A 17,559-nucleotide genomic window follows, 5' to 3' on the forward strand; every position below is an offset into this window, starting at 1 on the left:
GCGGCGGCGGCGGGCCCGCCCCCCGCCGCCGCCGGCGGCCCCCCCCCCCCCCCCCCCCGGCCGTGGTCCGCCCGACGACCGCCGCGCCCTCGGCGAGCAGCCGGAGCCGGATCGCCGCGTTCAGCCGGTCCAGCGCCTCCCGGCCCCCCGTCTCCCGGTCGTGGACGTAGCGGAAGAGCACGGTGCTGAGAGCCACCGGTGCCGAGAGCGCGAGCCGCTGGTCCGCCTCGATGACGGCCGCGGCGTGCCGGGCGAGGCGGTGGCAGGCGTCCACCAGGGCGCCGAGCCTGTCCCGGCCCAGCGCGCGCAGGGTCACGGCGATCTTGAATGCGTCCGGCCGGCGGGTGGTGCGAAGCGACCGGCCCAGCAGGCTCGGGTAGCCGGCGGCGGTCTCGTCGGCGGGGTTGAGGTAGGCGGCCTCGGTCTCCAGCCGCTCCCACCCGCGGCCGGACGGGGTGAGGAAGATCCCCGCGGGGGCCGGTTGCCATCCCAGCTTGTGCAGGTCGAGGGCGATCGAGTCGGCCTCGGCCAGCCCGGCGAGCAGCCCGGACAGCCGGTGGGAGAACAGGGCGCCGCCGCCGTGGGCCGCGTCCACGTGCAGCCAGCCGGGTGCGGGGTGCGCACGCACCGCCGCGGCGATCTCGCCCAGCGGGTCGATGGCTCCCGCGTCCGTCGTGCCCGCCGTCGCGACGACGAGGGCGGGCCCGCCGTGGCCGGCCAGTGCCGCCCGCAGCGCGCCGACGTCCATCCGGTGCGCGCCGTCGACCGGGACGGTGACCACCTCGCCGAGCCCCAGCAGCTCGGCGCCGCGGCGCACCGAATGGTGGCCGGCCGCCGAGCAGAGGACGGCGACCCGCGGCCCGACAACGCCGCCACCGCCACCACCGCCACCGCCACCGCCACCGCCGCCACCGCGGCCCTGGGCGCCGATCAGCAGCCCCATCAGGTTGGACTCGGTGCCGCCGGTGGTCACCGTGCCCACCGCGCGCGCCGGGTCCAGGCCGGCCAGCTCGGCCAGCGCGGCGACGACCTCCGTCTCGACCGTCGTCGCGGCCGGGGCCTGGTCCCAGGAGTCCAGCGACGGGTTGAGCGCGCTGACCGCGAGATCGGCGGCTACGGCGACGGGCAGCGGCGGGCAGTGCAGGTGCGCCGCGCAGAACGGGTCGGCGGGGTCGGCCGAGCCCGCCGAGAGCATGCGGGTGAGGGCATCGAGGGCCGCGGCCTCGCCGCTGCCCGCCGCGGTGAGCAGCCGCCCCCCGCCGAGCGCGGCCAGCGCCACCCGCCGGACGGCCACCGGCCCGCCGGCCGGCAGCGGGCCGACCCGGTCGCGGCGGCCCGCGTCGAGCGCGCCCAGGGCGACGCCGAGCAGGTCCCGCAACTCGTCGGCCGGGCGGTGACCCGGCCTGGTCATCCCGCCTGCTCGGTCGCCGCGGTGACTGTCGCCGCGGAAACTGACTCCGCGAGGATCTCCAACGCGAGGTCGGCCTCCTCGTCGGTGACGGTCAGCGGCGGCAGCAGCCGCAGGACGGCGTCGTCCCGGCCGCCGAGCTCGATGATCAGACCACGGGCGAGGCACTCGGACCGGATCGCCGCGGCGAGGCGGGGGTCCGCCGGGCGCGCGCCGATCTCGTCCGGCGCCGCCTCGGCAGAGACGACCTCCAGCCCGAGCATCAGGCCCCGCCCGCGCACGTCGCCGATGAACGGCTTGCCCCGGGTGATGCTCTCCAGGCCGGTCAGCAGCCGCTCGCCGGCCGCGGCCGCGCGCTCGGCCAGGGCCTGCGTCCGCACGAGCTCGAGTGTGGCGCGCCCGGCGGCCATGGCGAGCTGGTTGCCGCGGAACGTGCCGGCGTGCGCGCCCGGAGCCCAGGTGTCCAGCTCGGCGCGGTAGGCGACGACCGCCAGCGGCAGGCCGCCACCGATCGCCTTGGACATGACGAGCATGTCGGGCACCACCCCGGCGCGCTCACAGGCCCAGAACGTGCCGGTGCGCCCGACCCCGGTCTGCACCTCGTCCAGGATGAGCGGGATGCCGCGGCGGGTGGTGAGCTCGCGCATCGCGCGCAGCCAGGTGTCCGGCGCCGGGATCACGCCGCCCTCGCCCTGCACCGGCTCGAGGATCATCGCCGCCGGGCTGGTGATCCCGCCGCACGAGTCGTCGAGCAGCCGCTCGACGTAGTTGGCCGAGATCTCCGCGCTCGCCGCGCCACCGACCCCGAACGGGCAGCGGTAGGGGTAGGGAAACGGCAGCCGGACGACCGCCCCGGCGACCGGCAGCGGCTCCTTCGCGGCGACCTTGCCGGTCACGGCGAGGGCTCCGGACGTCATCCCGTGGTAGGCGCCGGTGAAGGCGAGCACGTTGTGGTGCCCGGTGACCGTCTGCGCCAGCTTCAGCGCCGCCTCGACAGCGTCCGCGCCGGTCGGCCCGCAGAACAGCAGCTTCGGGTCCTCCCGCAGGCCGGGCGGCAGGTCGCCCACCAGCTCCGCGGCGAACGCGTCCTTCTCCGGGGTGGCGATGTCGAGGGCGTGCAGCGGGGCACCCGAGCGCAGGACCCGCTCGATCTCCTCGACGACCACCGGGTGGTTGTGGCCGACGGCCAGGGTGCCGGCACCGGCGAGGAAGTCCAGGTAGCGCCGTCCGTCGGCACCCACGATCCAACAGCCCGCCGCCTCGACCGGCACGATCGGCAGGGAGCGGGCGTAGGTGCGGGCGGCCGATTCGCGGGCCTCCTGCCGGGCCAGGATCGCCGGCGCCACGGCGGGATCCGCGCCGTCGGGGCCGACGCCGACATCGGCTGGCGAGATCGTCGTCACGGGCGATTCCCCTTCGAACGGGCCGGGTCAAGGAAGGCTAACTTAATTCATTCCCGATCCCCGGCCTGTGAACGAGTAGAGGTCTTCCTCTCACGGCTGCCCTCGCGGTCGCGGTTACCCGCACAAAAATGTTGCCCTTCGTAAGGTTACGATCGCCCAGGGCTGGAAACGGGTCGTTTCCGGTGGCCTCCGGCGGTCAGACGTCACCCACGGCGGCCCGTGGCAGCTGCTCGTAACGCCGCCGGGCTTGCGCGTTGCGCATCAACCCCGTCATCGTCACATGTCGGGACGTCGGACGTCGCGCGGGAACCGAGCCGAGCGGGTGCGGTCCTGGTCACGGGCGCACGGGCGCCGGAAGGGTGCGCCGTGCTGGATCTCCCCATCTCCGCCGCGCCGCTGCGCGCGCTCGACCCGGATCGGCTGCCGGCGGCGGTGCTCGCGTGCCTGCGGGAGTGGCCCGCGCGGCGCGGAGAGATCGGCGGCTACCTCTACTCGCCGGCGGTGGCCGCGGCACGGGCCGCCGAGCTGCGCCGACACCTGCCCGACTGGGCGGAACTGCTCTTCGCGGTCAAGGCGAACGCCTTCCCCCCGATCCTCGACGCCCTGCTCGCCGGAACCGCGAACACCGACGCCGGGACCGCCGCGGGTGCCGGGAGCGGCGCTCGTGCCGGTGCCGGTGCCGGTTCCGGGAGCGGCGGCGGCGCAGGTGAGGGGGCCGGCATCGATGGGTTCGAGGTCTCGTCGGCGCACGAGCTCGCCCTGGCCGCCGCGGCCGTGGAGCGTGCCCGGCAGCGGGGCGCGGTGCGGGCGGCCGGGCAACACCCGTCCGGCGGGGCGCGGCTGGTGGCGTCCGGGCCGGGCAAGTCGGTGAGCCTGCTGCGTGCGCTCCTTGGCGCGGCGCCGGCGGTGGGCGCGGTGCCGGCGGTCGACGTCGTCAACGCCGAGAGCCCGCTGGAGCTGCGGCGGATCGACGCCGTGGCGGCGGAGACGGGGCGGCGGGCCGCCGTCGCGCTGCGGGTGAACCCGGCCCGCGTCGGCCTCTCCGGCTCGCTGCGGATGGGCGGGCGCCCGACCGCTTTCGGAATCCAGGAGCGGGACGTGCCCGCGGCGGTCGAGCTGGCCCGCTCGCTGCCGTGGATCGACCTGGTCGGCTTCCACGTCCACGCGGTGTCGGGGAACCTCGATGCCACCGCCCACCTGGACTATGTGCGGTGGTGCCTGGACTTCGCCGTCCGTCAGGCCCGCCTGGGCGATGTCGACCTGCGGGTGGTGGATGTCGGCGGCGGCCTCGGGGTGCCCTTCGAGCCCGACCGGCTCGGCGAGCGCCCCTTCGACCTGGACGTCTTCGGCGCCGGCCTGGACCAGTTGCGCCCCCCGACCGGGGTCCGGGTGGTCTTCGAGCCCGGCCGGGCCATGGTGGCCGACTGCGGCTGGTACGCGGCCGAGGTGACCGACGTCAAGCTGGTCCACGGCGGCGCCTTCGCGGTCCTGCGCGGCGGTATCCACCACTTCCAGCTGCCGACGTCCTGGGAGATCGTCCACAACTTCGCCGTCGTCCCGCGGGACGACTGGCTGCCCGGCTGGCCCCGGCCGGAGGTGGCCGCGGGCCCGGTGACCGTGGTGGGGGAGCTGTGCACCCCCGAGGACACCCTCGCCCGCGACGTGACCGTCGACCGGCTGCGCGCCGGGGATGTCGTCGTCTTCCCGATGGCCGGCGCCTACGGCTACGAGTTCGCGATGCACGAGTTCCTCGGCCACCCGCGCGCCCACCGCGTCGTCGTGGACCAGCCGGGCACGGGAACGGGACTCAACTCCGGGGTCCCCGGTCGGCGCGGTACCTAGGGCGTCCGGATGACCGGGAGGTCGAACCAGAGGTACTTGCCGGACCCTACCGACACCGCGCCCCAGCTGCCGGCCAGGGCGTCCAGGACGAGCAGGCCGCGGCCGCCCTCGGCGTCCGGGTCGGCCTCGCGGCGCTGCGGCAGGGTGGTCGACGTGTCCGTGACCGAGGCGTGGACGAGGCCCGGCCGCAGCTCGACCAGCAGCCACACCGGTGGCCGCCCGTACTTGACCGCGTTGGTGACGAGTTCGCTGACCAGCAGCTCGGCGGTGCACCGGGTGTCGTCGGGCAGGCCGGTCAGATCCAGGCACTCCCGGAGGACCCGCCGCGCCTGCGGGACGGCGGACGGCAGGTAGGGCAGCTCGGCGAGGATGTGCGTGGCCGGTGGGCGACACGAGCTCGCCTGCCGCACCACGTTCATCGGAACCGACGTAGGACTCATCGATCACCATGTCTGAACGGGGACATCCCGGACCGCCTACCCATCGGATCGCCTGAGCAATCTCCTACGCGGTGTTGTGTGACGAACGTCCGGCAATGGTGTTGGGGCCATTGGCGGGTGTTGTGCCATCGGTGCTCCAACCAGTTCACCACACCGGCGAACCGCCTTCACTCCGGGGCGTCGCCGGGTGGTGAGCGACCGGCGAGGGGCGGCCGGGACCGAGGTCAGTCCGCGACCCGGGTGACCAGGATCGCGACGTCGTCGCGCAGGTTGCCGCCGGCGAAGCGCTCGGCGGCCGTGAGCACCCGGTCGGCCACCCCCTGCGCGGACAGACCCGCACAGCCGGCGACCGCGTCGACCAGCCGTTGGTCGCCGAACAGCTCGCGCCCGCGGCGCGCCTCCACCACCCCGTCGGTGTACAGCACCAGGGACTCCCCGGCGTGCAGGTGCAGGTCCAGGCCGGGGAAGGACGTCTCGCCGTCGTCGAGCACGCCCAGCAGCGTGCCTGTCCGGCCGACGAGCGAGGCCGTGCCGTCCTTGTGCAGGACGACCGGCTGCGGGTGGCCGGCGAGGTGCAGGCGCAGCCGGGCGCCGTCGGTCTCGGACGGCAGCAGCGACGCGGCGGCCAGCGTGCAGAACCGGCCCTGCCCGTTCGGGTGCGAGGTGGCGGTGTCCCGTAGTGCCCGGTTCAGCTCGACCAGCAGCTCCTCGAGGTCCGCGCCCCGCCCGGTGAGCAGGCGGAGCACGGCACGGGCCACACCGGTGACGGTGGCGGCCTCCGCGCCCTTGCCGCAGACGTCGCCGATGGCCACCGTCCACCCGGTCGGGCCGGAGATCAGGTCGAAGAAGTCCCCGCCGACGTCCAGGCCGGCGGACTGCGCGGCGCCGTAGGCGGAGCCGAGATCCATCCCGGGGATGCGGGGCAGCGCCGGCGGGCGCAGGCCGGCCTGCAGGGTGCCGGCGAGCTCCACCTGGCGGCTGTAGAGCCGGGCGTTGTCCACGGCGAACGACGCGCGCCGGGCCAGGTCCGCGAGCAGGTCGATCTCGTCCGCGAGGAAGGTGTGCCCGGCCGAGCGGCCGAGCGCGAGCACGCCGAGCACCCGCCGGCGCGCCTGCAGGACGACGACGAGTGCCGGCCCGCCGAACGCCGTGACGGTCTGCACCTGGTCCCCACGGGCGGCGCGTACAGCGGCCATGAGCGCGCCGTCCGGGTCGACGGCGGCCTCGTTCAGCGCCGCGGTCTCCGACTCCTCGGCATGCCCGACCGCCTGGAGCTTCGGGCCGGCGTCGTCCCGGTTGAGGTACACCGCGCACCACTGGGCGAGGCGGGGGACCGGCAGCCGGGCGAGCAGCGTCAGCGAGTGGGTGAGATCCAGGCTGCCCGCGAGCAGGTCGGACGCCTCGGCGAGGAAGGACAGCATCCCGATGCGGCGCTCCTCCGCGCGCCGCATGTCGCCGCCGCCGAGCGCCAGCGCCATCCACCGCGAGACGAGCTGGATCCGCTCGATGTCGAACGGGTCGCGGTCGAATTCGGCGTGGTGGACGCCGTCGTGGTGGGCGCCGTTGCCAGGCTCGTGGCCCGCGCCGGGCTCGCCGGGCTCGCCGGGCTCGCCGGGCTCGCCGGGTACGCCGGGTACGCCGGCCGGGCGGTCGTCCGCGGCGCGGTACGGCCACAGCAGGAGCTCGCCGAGGCTGTCCTGCGTCGGGTCCAGGGCGAACACCCGGGCGTCGGCGCTCGGCCCGGTACGCCCGAGCGTGGCCACGGTCTCGGTGCGCACACCGTCCTGCGAGGGGCGCTGCACCCGGCCGCCGGCGGCCGGGACGGCGTCCAGCAGCTGGGCGAGCAGTTCGGAGACCTCGCCCTCGGCGGTCAGCGCCCGTGCGGTGTCGCGGGCCAGCAGCCGGGGCATCCGGGTCGACATCGCTGTTGGTGCCCGGGCCGTCACCGTGGTGGTACCGGCGCCCGCGCCGGCGGTGGTCATCAGGAGATCGCCGACAGGCGACGCGCCGAGCGGGCCCGGAGGAGGGCCCGAAGGTGTGGGCTGTGGGGGTACCGGATCGTGGGTGATGCTCGGCGCGGAATGGACGTCGTCCAGCGCGGCCGACCGCCGCGGGTCCTCCCGCCGCCGGGACTCCAGCCGGAACCAGACCGTCTTCCCCCCGGCCACGTGCTCCGTTCCCCAGGAGCTGGCGAGCGCGTCGACCAGGGCCAGCCCGCGCCCGTCCTCACGCAGGCCGTCGATGCCGGCCGTGCCGCCGCCGATCGTCTCGAACCCTTCAAGTCCTTCCAGGCTCTCCAGGCTTTCGATGTCCTCGTCGGGGTCGGTGGGCTGCGGCCGGCGCACGGCCGTCTCGCGCCGGCCGACGCCGATGCGCACGGGATGGCGGTCGCCCACGGCCACCCGCACGCTGCCGTGCTCCTCGGCGACGTCGACCGTCGCGACCGTGCCGGCGTGCACGACCACGTTGGTGACCAGCTCGGTGACCAGCAGCAGCGCCGAATCCAGCGTGTCCTCGTCCAGCCTGCCGCGCAGCGTCTCCTGCACGAACCGCCGCGCCGACCGGGGTGAGTCGGCGGTCGGCGGGAGGGCGACCGAACGCGGTGGAGTGCGCCGGTCTCCGGCCTGTGCCGCGGGGTCGGCGTTCATGTGGCTCAGTCTCTCCTGCGTTGTCCTCGGTAAGGCGGATACTGGCGGCTGATGCGTTCGGTCCGAGCGCTCTTGTCGTGAAGTTGTGCAGCGTGAAGTTGCTCAGTCGGGGACAAAAGTCCACGGCGGAACCACAGTCCGGATCGACCGCACGACACCATCACACCTCCCCTCCACGGATGCATTCCGCACCACCGACCGCCCCACGCCCGTCCGCCGCCGGATCTGGACCACACTGCCGACGGCCCCCCGCGGGCCGGCGCCCCACAAGCCGGACCGCCAGCGACCCGACGACCAGCAGCCCGACCACCAGCGACCGAACCCGCACAGGCCAGTCCCGTCCGATCCCCAGGAGCCAGCCGAACGGATGCGAGCCGCATGGACGCCGACCCGACAGCCGCCGACCCGACAGCTGCCCGCCCTCCGCCGGCAGCGGCCCGGGCCTGGTCGCGCACCCCACAGGGTGGTCACCGAACCCACCGACGTCGGTGCCGGAGTCGTTCTGAAGCGGTTCGCAGCCCCGATAATTCCACCGTCACAGGCAAGGTAGGAGACTGATGAGCGCCGACGCGAGCCCCGACCGCCAGCAGTTCCCCGCGAGTGCCGGGGATTCCGGTGGCCCGCCCGCGGGCGCCACGGCCACCCTGCCGGTGAACGCCGCGGTGAACGGCACGGGCGCGGGCGCCGCCGCGGGGGCCGGCGGTGGCACGGACGCCCTGCTCTCCAGCCTGCTCACCGGGCTCGACCGGCTCGTCGACGGCGAGTTCGGCGTCCGGCTGCCGATCGGTGACGGCGTCGGCGGGGACGTCGCCCGCCGGTTCAACGAGCTCGCCGGGATGCAGGAGCGGCACGCCCGCGAGGTTTCCAGGGTGAGCAAGGTAATTCGACGTGACGGTCGTCTCACCCTGCGAATGGACGACCTTGGTGGCAGCGGCGGCTGGGACGAGCTCACACTCTCGGTGAACTCGCTCATCGACGACCTGGCCCGGCCCACCCACGAGGTCGCCAGGGTCATCGCCGCGGTGGCGGAGGGTGACCTTTCCCAGCAGATGGCGCTGGAGATCGCCGGGCAGCCGGTGCGTGGTGAGTTCCTCCGGATCGGCACAACCGTCAACACGATGGTCGACCAGCTCTCGTCCTTCGCCGACGAGGTCACCCGGGTGGCGAAGGAGGTCGGCACCGAGGGCAACCTCGGTGGCCAGGCCAAGGTGATGGGGGTCTCCGGGGTCTGGCGGGACCTGACCGAGTCAGTGAACTCGATGGCCGGCAACCTGACCAGCCAGGTCCGCAACATCGCCCAGGTGACCACGGCGGTGGCGCAGGGTGACCTGTCGCAGAAGATCACGGTCGACGCGCGCGGTGAGATCCACGAGCTGAAGTCGACCGTCAACACGATGGTCGACCAGCTCTCCGCGTTCGCCGACGAGGTCACCCGCATGGCCAAGGAGGTCGGCACCGAGGGCAAGCTCGGCGGCCAGGCCCAGGTCAAGGGCGTCTCCGGGGTGTGGCGTGATCTCACCGACTCGGTGAACGTCATGGCCGGCAACCTCACCACCCAGGTGCGCAGCATCGCCGAGGTCGCCGCCGCGGTGGCCCGCGGTGACCTGACCCGCCAGATCACCGTCGACGCCCGCGGCGAGGTGGCGGGCCTCGCGCACACCCTGAACACGATGGTCGACCAGCTCTCGTCGTTCGCCGACGAGGTGACCCGGGTCGCCTGGGAGGTCGGTACCGAGGGCAACCTGGGTGGTCAGGCGCACGTTCGGGGGGTCTCCGGGGTCTGGCGGGACCTGACCGAGTCGGTGAACTCGATGGCCGGCAACCTGACCAGCCAGGTCCGCAACATCGCCCTGGTGGCGACGGCGGTGGCCCGCGGCGACCTCTCGCAGAAGATCACGGTCACCGCGCAGGGCGAGATCCTCGAGCTCAAGGAAACCCTGAACACGATGGTCGACCAGCTCTCGTCGTTCGCCGACGAGGTGACCCGGGTGGCCAAGGAGGTCGGTACCGAGGGCAACCTGGGTGGTCAGGCGCACGTTCGGGGGGTCTCCGGGGTCTGGCGGGATCTCACCGAGTCGGTGAACTCGATGGCCGGCAACCTCACCAGCCAGGTCCGCAACATCTCCGCGGTGACCAGGGCGGTGGCCCGCGGCGACCTCTCACAGAAGATCACGGTCACCGCGCAGGGCGAGATCGCCGAGCTGAAGGACACCGTCAACACGATGGTGGACCAGCTCTCGTCCTTCGCGGCCGAGATCACCCGGGTCGGCCGTGAGGTGGGCGTCGAGGGCAAGCTGGGCGGCCAGGCCACGGTCGCCGGTGTCGCGGGCACCTGGAAGGACCTGACCGACAACGTCAACCAGCTCGCGTCGACGCTGACGATCCAGCTCCGCGCGATCGGTGACGTGTCCACCGCGGTGACCCGCGGCGACCTGACCCGCTCCATCACGGTGGAGGCCGAGGGCGAGGTCGCCGAACTCAAGGACAACATCAACCAGATGATCGCCCGGCTGCGGGAGACCACCGAGGTCAACGCCCAGCAGGACTGGCTCAAGTCGAACCTGGCCCTCATCGGCAGCAAGATGCAGGGCCAGCGCGACCTCTACACCGTCTGCCAGATGATCATCAGTGAGATGACGCCGGCCGTGAACGCCCAGCAGGGCACGGTCTACCTGCTCGACTTCATCGAGGGCGACAAGCTGCGCTACGTCGCCGGCTACGGCTCGGTGCCGCGGCGCCGCTCGGACGGAACCTTCCTGTTCGGCGAGGGCCTCATCGGCCAGGCGGCGCTGGAGAAGAAGCGCATCCGGGTCGAGGACGTGCCCGCCGGCTACCTCAACATCCGCAGCGGCCTGGGCGAGGCGCCGCCGTGCGACCTGGTCGTCGTTCCGGTCATCTTCGAGAACCAGGTTCTCGGTGTGATCGAACTGGCCTCTTTCACCCCGTTCTCCGACCTGCACCTCACGCTCGTCGACCAGCTCGTCGACACCATCGGCGTCGTCCTGAACACGATCATGGCGAACGCCCGCACCGAGGAGCTGCTGGCCCAGTCGCAGCGGCTGACCCAGGAGCTGCGCTCGCAGTCCGTCGAGCTCCAGCGCACGAACAACGAGCTGGAGGAGAAGGCGGCGCTGCTGGAGGAGAAGAACCAGGAGATCGAGCTGGCCCGGATCGGGCTCGAGGAGAAGGCCGAGCAGCTCGCGCTGTCCTCCCAGTACAAGTCGGAGTTCCTGGCGAACATGAGCCACGAGCTGCGCACCCCGCTGAACAGCCTGCTCATCCTCGCCAAGCTGCTGGCCGACAACCCCGACCACAACCTGAGCCAGAAGCAGATCGACTTCGCCGAGACGATCCACTCCGCCGGCTCGGAGCTGCTCGGGCTGATCAACGACATCCTCGACCTCTCCAAGGTCGAGGCCGGCAAGATGAACGTCGACGCCGGCCCGGTGCGCACCGCCGCGCTGTGCGACGCGGTGGCGGGCGTGTTCGGGCCCACCGCCGAGGAGAAGGGCCTCACCTTCGAGATCAGCGTGACCGAGGACGTGCCGGACGAGTTCGTCACCGACGAGCAGCGCATCCAGCAGGTGCTCAAGAACCTGCTGTCGAACGCGGTCAAGTTCACCGACGCCGGCACCGTCCGGCTGGACGTCGCCGTCGCCTCGCCCGACACCCCGTTCGTCGCGCCCAGCCTGCGCTCGGCGCCGATGGTGCTGTCCTTCGCCGTCACCGACACCGGCATCGGGGTCGCGGCCGAGAAACTCAGGATGATCTTCGAGGCCTTCCAGCAGGCGGACGGCACGACCTCGCGCCGCTACGGCGGTACCGGCCTGGGGCTGTCGATCAGCAAGGAGATCGCCCGCCTGCTGGGCGGGTCGATCGCCGTCTCCAGTCAGATCGGGCAGGGCAGCACGTTCACCCTGTTCGTCCCGTCGGTGATGCCTTCGGAGGCACCCGCGGGCCCCCACCCCGGCGAGCCCGACGGCGTCCTCATGATCGTGGACGGCGCCGTCCAGCCGCGGTCACGGGCCGACGGCGGGGACGACGGCCGTGGGCCGGTGCTGGCCGGCGTCGAGCGGGCCGCGCTCGTCCCGGCGGAGCGCAGGCCGGCGGCGCCGGAGTCGCCCGGGGACGCGGCGCACCGGGAGAGCGCCGGCCCGGCTCCTGCCGGCACGTCCAACGGGGCGGGCACCGGCAGGCAGCGTGACGGCGAACGGGTCTACGGAGCGCCCGGCCGGCCCGGCGAGCCCAAGGCGGCCCGCCGGTTGGCGCGCACCTCGTGGTCGGGCCGCGGCGGCACCGACGCAGCCGGCGACCGGACGCCCGCCGAGGGCACCCCGTTCCTCACCGACCCACAGGCGCCCGCGCGGCCGCCGACGACGAACCTGGACGGCGGCGACCCGCTCGTGGGCGCCAGCATCCTGGTGGTCGACGACGACGTCCGCAACGTGTTCGCCCTGACCAGCGCGCTGGAGATGCACGGCATGCGGGTGCTCTACGCCGACAACGGCCACGACGCCATCCGGATGCTGCAGCAGGACAACGCGCCGGTGCACCTGGTGCTTATGGACGTCATGCTCCCGGGCATGGACGGCAACGAGACCACGTCGGAGATCCGTGCGATGCCGGCCTTCGCGGCGCTGCCGATCCTCGTGCTGACCGCGAAGGCGATGCCCGGTGACCGGGAGAAGAGCATTTCCGCCGGTGCGAGCGACTACATCACCAAGCCGGTAGACCTTGATCACCTCCTCGGAGTGATGCGGTCGTATCTGTGATGATCAGATCGCGTATGGTGCGCATTCGGGTAGGTGTCGACGGGCCGGTGCTGGACCGGACATGCCGATCGGCGATGGTTGAGCAGTGGTGTCATCACCACGAACACCCAGGCCGACCGGCGAAGGAGGAGGCAGGCGGGTGACCGAGCGGACCGGCGGTCCTGTCGACACCGAGGGCGCGTCGAACACTGAGCGGCCCCGGAGCAAGATCCTCCTGGTGGACGACCGACCCGACAACCTGATGGCGCTGGAGGCGATCCTCGCCTCCCTGGACCAGGATCTGGTGACCGCGTCCTCGGGCGAGGAGGCGCTCAAGCGCCTGCTCATCGACGACTTCGCGGTCATCCTCCTCGACGTCCAGATGCCTGGAATGGACGGCTTCGAGACCGCGCACCGGATCAAGCAGCGCGGGCGGACGCGGGACACTCCGATCATCTTCCTGACGGCGATCGACCGCGAGCCGCACCACGCCTTCCGGGGCTACGCGGTCGGCGCGGTGGACTACATCGCCAAGCCGTTCGACCCCTGGCTGCTGCGGGCCAAGGTGAGCGTCTTCGTCGAGCTGTTCGAGAAGAACGAGCGGCTGGCCGAGCTCGCCCACCAGCGGGTGCGCGACTTCGACCTCATCACCGAGGTCGCCGAGCGCCTGATCGCGCTTGACGTGCTCCTCGACGGCGCCGCGACGTCGAACGAGGAGACGCTCGCCGCCGCGAGCGCCGAGGTGCGCGGCCTGGTCTCGCGGCTGCGGCCCTTCGCGCGCTCGACGGGCGGCCAGCCCGAGTAGCCGCTGCCGGCGCCGGCCGGCGCCGGCAGCGGCAGCGGCGGGGCCGGTAGTTGCCCGCCGACTGGCGGGTTGCCGTTTCGCCCCCTGTCGCGTGCGCCGACGGTAAGGTCCCTTGTACCGGGAGTGGTCGCGAGGGGGGGGCGGGTCGATGGCGGGCGGCGACCCGCACGCGATCGCCGCCGAGGATCTGCCCCGGCTGCGGCTGCCCTACGCCGACGGCCTGATCACCATCGACCGGGTCCGCCGCCTACCCGACTCCCCGGTCTGCCGGGTGCGGTCCGGCGACCCGGCGGAGGGCTCGGTCGTCACGCTGGTCGACTTCGTCATGGCCGACCCCGCCCAGGCCGCCCGCACGGCCACCGCCCTGGTGCGGGCGGCCGACCTGACGGCCGTCGCCGTGCACGCGCGCTACGCGCCGACGGCCGCCGCGGCGCTCGCGGTCTGCTTCGCCGGCCGGGTCCGCGACGCCCGGGCCAGCCGCGGCCTGTCGGTGCGGATCGTCGTCGCGGACCATCGCCCGGAGCTTTCCGGCCCGCCGCCCGGCAGCGCGGGTGTCGTCGCCGTCGGTGGTGCCCGTGGCCCGGCCGGTGCCGGTGCCGGTGCCGCCGATGACACCGGTGACACCGGTCCGGGGCTGATTCGGGTGCCGCACATCGTGGCCATTCATGACTGGCCGAATGGTCCGAGTGGTCCGCAGGGTGGTCCGAAGGGGCCTGTGGGGGTGACGGACCGGGTGGTGTGGGAAATCATGAGCGCGGACCAGCATCGGGCGTGGCTGGGCGAGGTTCCCGGCCCGGATCGGGATGGTCTGGAGCGTCATCTGGGCGGGCTCGTCGCGCTCGCCGGGCTGGTAAGGGCGCCAGGTGCGCAGGTCCCGCACCGCGAGGAGGTTCTCCGCGCGCTCGCTGGTGGCCCGTTGACGACCGAGGCGGTGCACCGCCACCCGGGCCCGCTGCTCGCCGCCGCGGCCGTCCTCGGGAACCGCGAAGCGTAACCAGGCCGCGTAGGCGCCCGACCGCGCCGATAACATGCGGTTGCGCCCGAGGCGCCTGCGACATCCCGTTACGGGGTTTCACAAATATTTCGGAGGTGTCGAATCTGTGGTCATTGCCCGGCGACACCTCGAACGTTCGCGCGGCAATCAACCGGTTTCGATCGGTCCGTATGCTGTCGAACGTCAGCTCCTCGAGGCCGGAACCGGGCCGGTCTATCTCGGGCGGGATCCCGAGGGCGGCCAGGTGGCCATCAAGGTGATCAGCGCGGCGTTCGCTCGCGACCGTGATTTCCGCCGCAGGCTGCGCGCCGATCTCGAGACTGTCCGCGCACTGGCACCTCCGTGCCTGGCGGACATCATCGACGCCGACACATCCGCCCATCCGCCGTATGTCGTCACCGAGTTCGTGGACGCTCCGACCTTGGCAGCGACGGTCGCGCAGGGCGGTCCGCTGGCGGTGCCCGACGTTCGCCGGCTTGCCGTGGCGCTCGGTTCGGCGCTGACGGGGCTCCATGGTGCCGGTCTCGTCTTCGGTGACCTCAAACCGGCGAATGTGGTGCTTTTCGAGGGTGGAATCCGTCTCGTCGACTTCGGGTTGTCGCGAGTTCTGAACACCGTTGCCCTGCCGGGTCGCGGCGGATCAGGGCCCGGGATGGGTACCCCCGCATTTATTACCCCTGAGCATGTCCTGAGGCAGCCGCTCACGATGGCGTCAGACATCTTCACGTGGGGTGGAGCAGTCCTCTTCGCCGCGACCGGACGACTGCCGTTCGGTAACGGATCACCGCAGGTTCTGTTGCAACGTGCGGTCTATGCGGAACCCGACCTCACCGGTTTGGACCCGGTACTGCGCGACGTGGTCAGTGCCACGATGCGTAAGGATCCCTCCCGCCGACCCGGCGCTGCGGAGCTGCTCGAGGTGCTCGGACGACTCGTCGGTGGCCTCCCGGCACCCACGGGCCTGGATCCGCTCGAGCTCGCCGTCGCGGCGGCCGTAAGCGCCGCCGCCCCGCCCACCGAGACGCCCGCCGCCCCGCCTGACGAGATGTCTGCGGTCGAGGCGCCTGCCGACACCGCTGGCGTCGTCCTGACGGCCGCTGTGGCAGTCGCCGAGGCCGCCGAGCTCGCCGAGCCCGCCCCGGTGCCGGCGAGTGCGCCGGACGCGGCTGTCGCTCCGGATCCGACGCCCGGCTCCGATGCCGAGCCCGCGCCCGAACCTGAGGCCCCGGCGGAGTCTGAGGCGAAGGTCGAACCCGAGGCCACGGCCGAATCTGAGCCCACGGCGGAGTCTGAGCCCACGGCGGAGTCTGAGACGAAGCTTGAACTCGGGCCCGAGGCCTCGCGCGAACCTGAGCCCACGGCGAAGTCCGAAGCGAGGCCCGAGCCTGAGAGCGGTCCCGGGGCTGGCACCGGGGCGGCGGCCAGCGCTGCCACCGAGCCCGGGATCGGAATGCCGCCGGCTCAGCCATCGGAGGCGGCCCAGCCATCGGAGCTGTCGGAGCCCACTGCGCCGGCTGCGCCCACTGCGCCGGCTGCGCCGGCCGACGGACGTCGACGGCCTGACGGGCACTGGTTGTTTCGGCTGTTCATGGCGGGGATCGCCAGTCTCGCCGCCCTGACCATGGCGGTCGAGATCACGGGGGCTGTCCGGGCCCAGGCCGCGGTGCGGGCGTCCAAGGCCACCGCCGGTCAGGCGCGCGCCCTGCTGGAGCGTCAGCCGGACCTCGCCGGCCAGCTCGCCGCGGCGGCCTACGAGATCGCTCCGACCGCGGCGGCCGGCGAGGCGCTCATCGCCGCGGCCGTCCGTCGGAGCGGCCACCTGCCCGGCGACGTCCGCGACCTCGCCGTGGCCCCGGATGGCAGCAGCATCGTCACCGCGGGCGACACCGGTGCCGGCCTCTGGAACCTCACCGACCCGTCCGCCAACCGTCGCATCACCGCGTTCCCCGTCGACGGGCCCGCGGTCAGCGCTGTGGGCTACGTGTCGCCCCCCGGGCGGACGGCCGCCGCCGGCCAGATCATCGTCACCGCGGCCGGCCCGGTAGGTGCGGGTGAGAGCAAGGTCCAGCTGTGGCGGGTGACGCCGGACGGCGCGGTCGAGCGGCTCGGCGTGCTCGCCGGGCACACCGGCACCGTCGGCGAGATCGCGGTGAGCCGGGCCGGCGACGCGATCGCCACCGGCTCCTCGGACGGCATGCTCCGGCTGTGGGACGTGACCGACCCACGCGCCCCCGCCGAGCTCGCCGTCCTGCGGACACCCGGGCCGATCACCGCGTTGGCGTTCTCCCCGGGCGGGGATCAGATCCTGGTCGGCGGGGCCGCCCGACTCTCGCTGTGGTCGCTGCATGATCCGCGCCAGCCGCGCCGGCAGGGCCTGCTGCACGGCGAGGGCGTCGTCGCCGGCGCGTCCTACTCCCCGGACGGCCGGACGCTCGCGGTAGCCACCACCGGCCTGCCGGACGCCGCGACGGAGCCAGGGTCGACCGCCGGCGTTCCGATGGCGGTCGCCTCGTCCCTGGCGCCGCCGGAGAAGTCGCGGTCCGTGGTGGAGATCTACCGGCCGGGGGACCCGCGGGGGCTGCGCCGGCTCACCTCCTTCGCCCCCGCGAGCGGCGCGGGAATGGTGGCCTTCTCACCGGACGGGCGGGCACTCGCGGTGGCCGCCGCGGCGGGCGGCGGCGACGTCGGCGTCTGGGACATGTCGAACCCGGCCCGGCCGCGCCCCCGGCTCACCCTGCCCACGCCCGCGGCACCCTCCGACTCCGCCGGACGCTCCGACTCCGCCGGACCCTCCGACCTCGCGGCGCTCGCGATCGCCGGGTCGGCGCCCGCCGCACCCGAACCGGCGGCGCTCGAATCGGCCACGCCCCAACCGGCCAGCCTCGCGCCGACCGCGCTAGCCTTCGCCGCCGGCCCCGCCCGGACACTCGCCGTCGCCGACGGGAACGGCGCGCGCGTGTGGGATCTCGACCCGCGGACCGCGCGGGACCAGGTCTGCGGCCGGGCCCAGGTCGAGATCACGAGGCGGGACTGGCGCCGGTACATCCCCGACCGCCGCTACTCGCCGCCCTGCCCCCGGAACTGACCACCGACCGGGACACCGCCCCGACCGTCCGGCCCTGCAGGGGTCAGCCCAGCGCTGCGCCCGACCCCGCCCGAACCTCCCTGGTCGGTCCCGCCCGGCCTTCCGCGAGCGGCGCTGCCCGGTGTGTCCGTGTGACTTCGGCCGGTTGCGGTCGACAGATACCTCTGTTGCAGAGGAATATGA

At 73.5% G+C, this 17,559-nt stretch carries 9 protein-coding genes; 5 read left to right on the forward strand and 4 right to left on the reverse strand.

The window, feature by feature from the left end; all coding sequences use genetic code 11:
• Positions 1–1,411 (reverse strand): pyridoxal-dependent decarboxylase (locus MXD62_RS34780; RefSeq protein ID WP_248833582.1); only part of this gene is annotated, 1,411 nt, incomplete at its 3' end.
• Entirely contained in the window at positions 1,408–2,811 is a 1,404-nt protein-coding gene (locus MXD62_RS34785) for a diaminobutyrate--2-oxoglutarate transaminase family protein (protein ID WP_248833583.1), read from the reverse strand. The genes MXD62_RS34780 and MXD62_RS34785, both read right to left, overlap by 4 nt.
• A gap of 366 nt (positions 2,812–3,177) precedes the next feature.
• Between MXD62_RS34785 and MXD62_RS34790 the strand changes: the two genes are divergently transcribed.
• On the forward strand, positions 3,178–4,653 hold the full coding sequence (locus MXD62_RS34790; RefSeq protein ID WP_248833584.1) for a type III PLP-dependent enzyme: 1,476 nt from the start codon (positions 3,178–3,180) through the stop codon (positions 4,651–4,653).
• Here MXD62_RS34790 and MXD62_RS34795 read toward each other — a convergent pair.
• Positions 4,650–5,093, reverse strand: coding sequence for an ATP-binding protein (locus MXD62_RS34795; protein ID WP_248833585.1), 444 nt, complete (start codon positions 5,091–5,093; stop codon positions 4,650–4,652). The genes MXD62_RS34790 and MXD62_RS34795 overlap by 4 nt on opposite strands.
• 224 nt (positions 5,094–5,317) lie before the next feature.
• Entirely contained in the window at positions 5,318–7,741 is a 2,424-nt protein-coding gene (locus tag MXD62_RS34800) for a SpoIIE family protein phosphatase (RefSeq protein WP_248833586.1), read from the reverse strand.
• Between the two features lie 557 nt (positions 7,742–8,298).
• Here MXD62_RS34800 and MXD62_RS34805 point away from each other — a divergent pair.
• The 4 genes from MXD62_RS34805 (at position 8,299) to MXD62_RS34820 (ending at position 17,376) form a co-directional block, all read left to right on the forward strand.
• Complete coding sequence (locus MXD62_RS34805; RefSeq protein WP_248833587.1) at positions 8,299–12,513, forward strand: HAMP domain-containing protein; 4,215 nt, start codon at positions 8,299–8,301, stop codon at positions 12,511–12,513.
• Between the two features lie 139 nt (positions 12,514–12,652).
• The gene (locus MXD62_RS34810) at positions 12,653–13,297 is read left to right on the forward strand and encodes a two-component system response regulator (RefSeq protein ID WP_020458319.1); all 645 of its coding nucleotides are present in this window, start codon (positions 12,653–12,655) and stop codon (positions 13,295–13,297) included.
• A 148-nt stretch (positions 13,298–13,445) separates the two neighbouring features.
• Positions 13,446–14,291 carry a hypothetical protein gene (locus MXD62_RS34815; RefSeq protein WP_248833588.1) on the forward strand — a complete coding sequence of 282 codons (846 nt, stop codon included), beginning with the start codon at positions 13,446–13,448 and terminating at the stop codon, positions 14,289–14,291.
• Positions 14,292–14,397: 106 nt separating this feature from the next.
• The gene (locus MXD62_RS34820; RefSeq protein ID WP_308301372.1) at positions 14,398–17,376 is read left to right on the forward strand and encodes a protein kinase; all 2,979 of its coding nucleotides are present in this window, start codon (positions 14,398–14,400) and stop codon (positions 17,374–17,376) included.
• Positions 17,377–17,559 lie beyond the last annotated feature (183 nt).

The sequence above is a fragment of the Frankia sp. Mgl5 genome (assembly GCF_023242985.1).
GTDB lineage: Bacteria > Actinomycetota > Actinomycetes > Frankiales > Frankiaceae > Parafrankia > Parafrankia soli.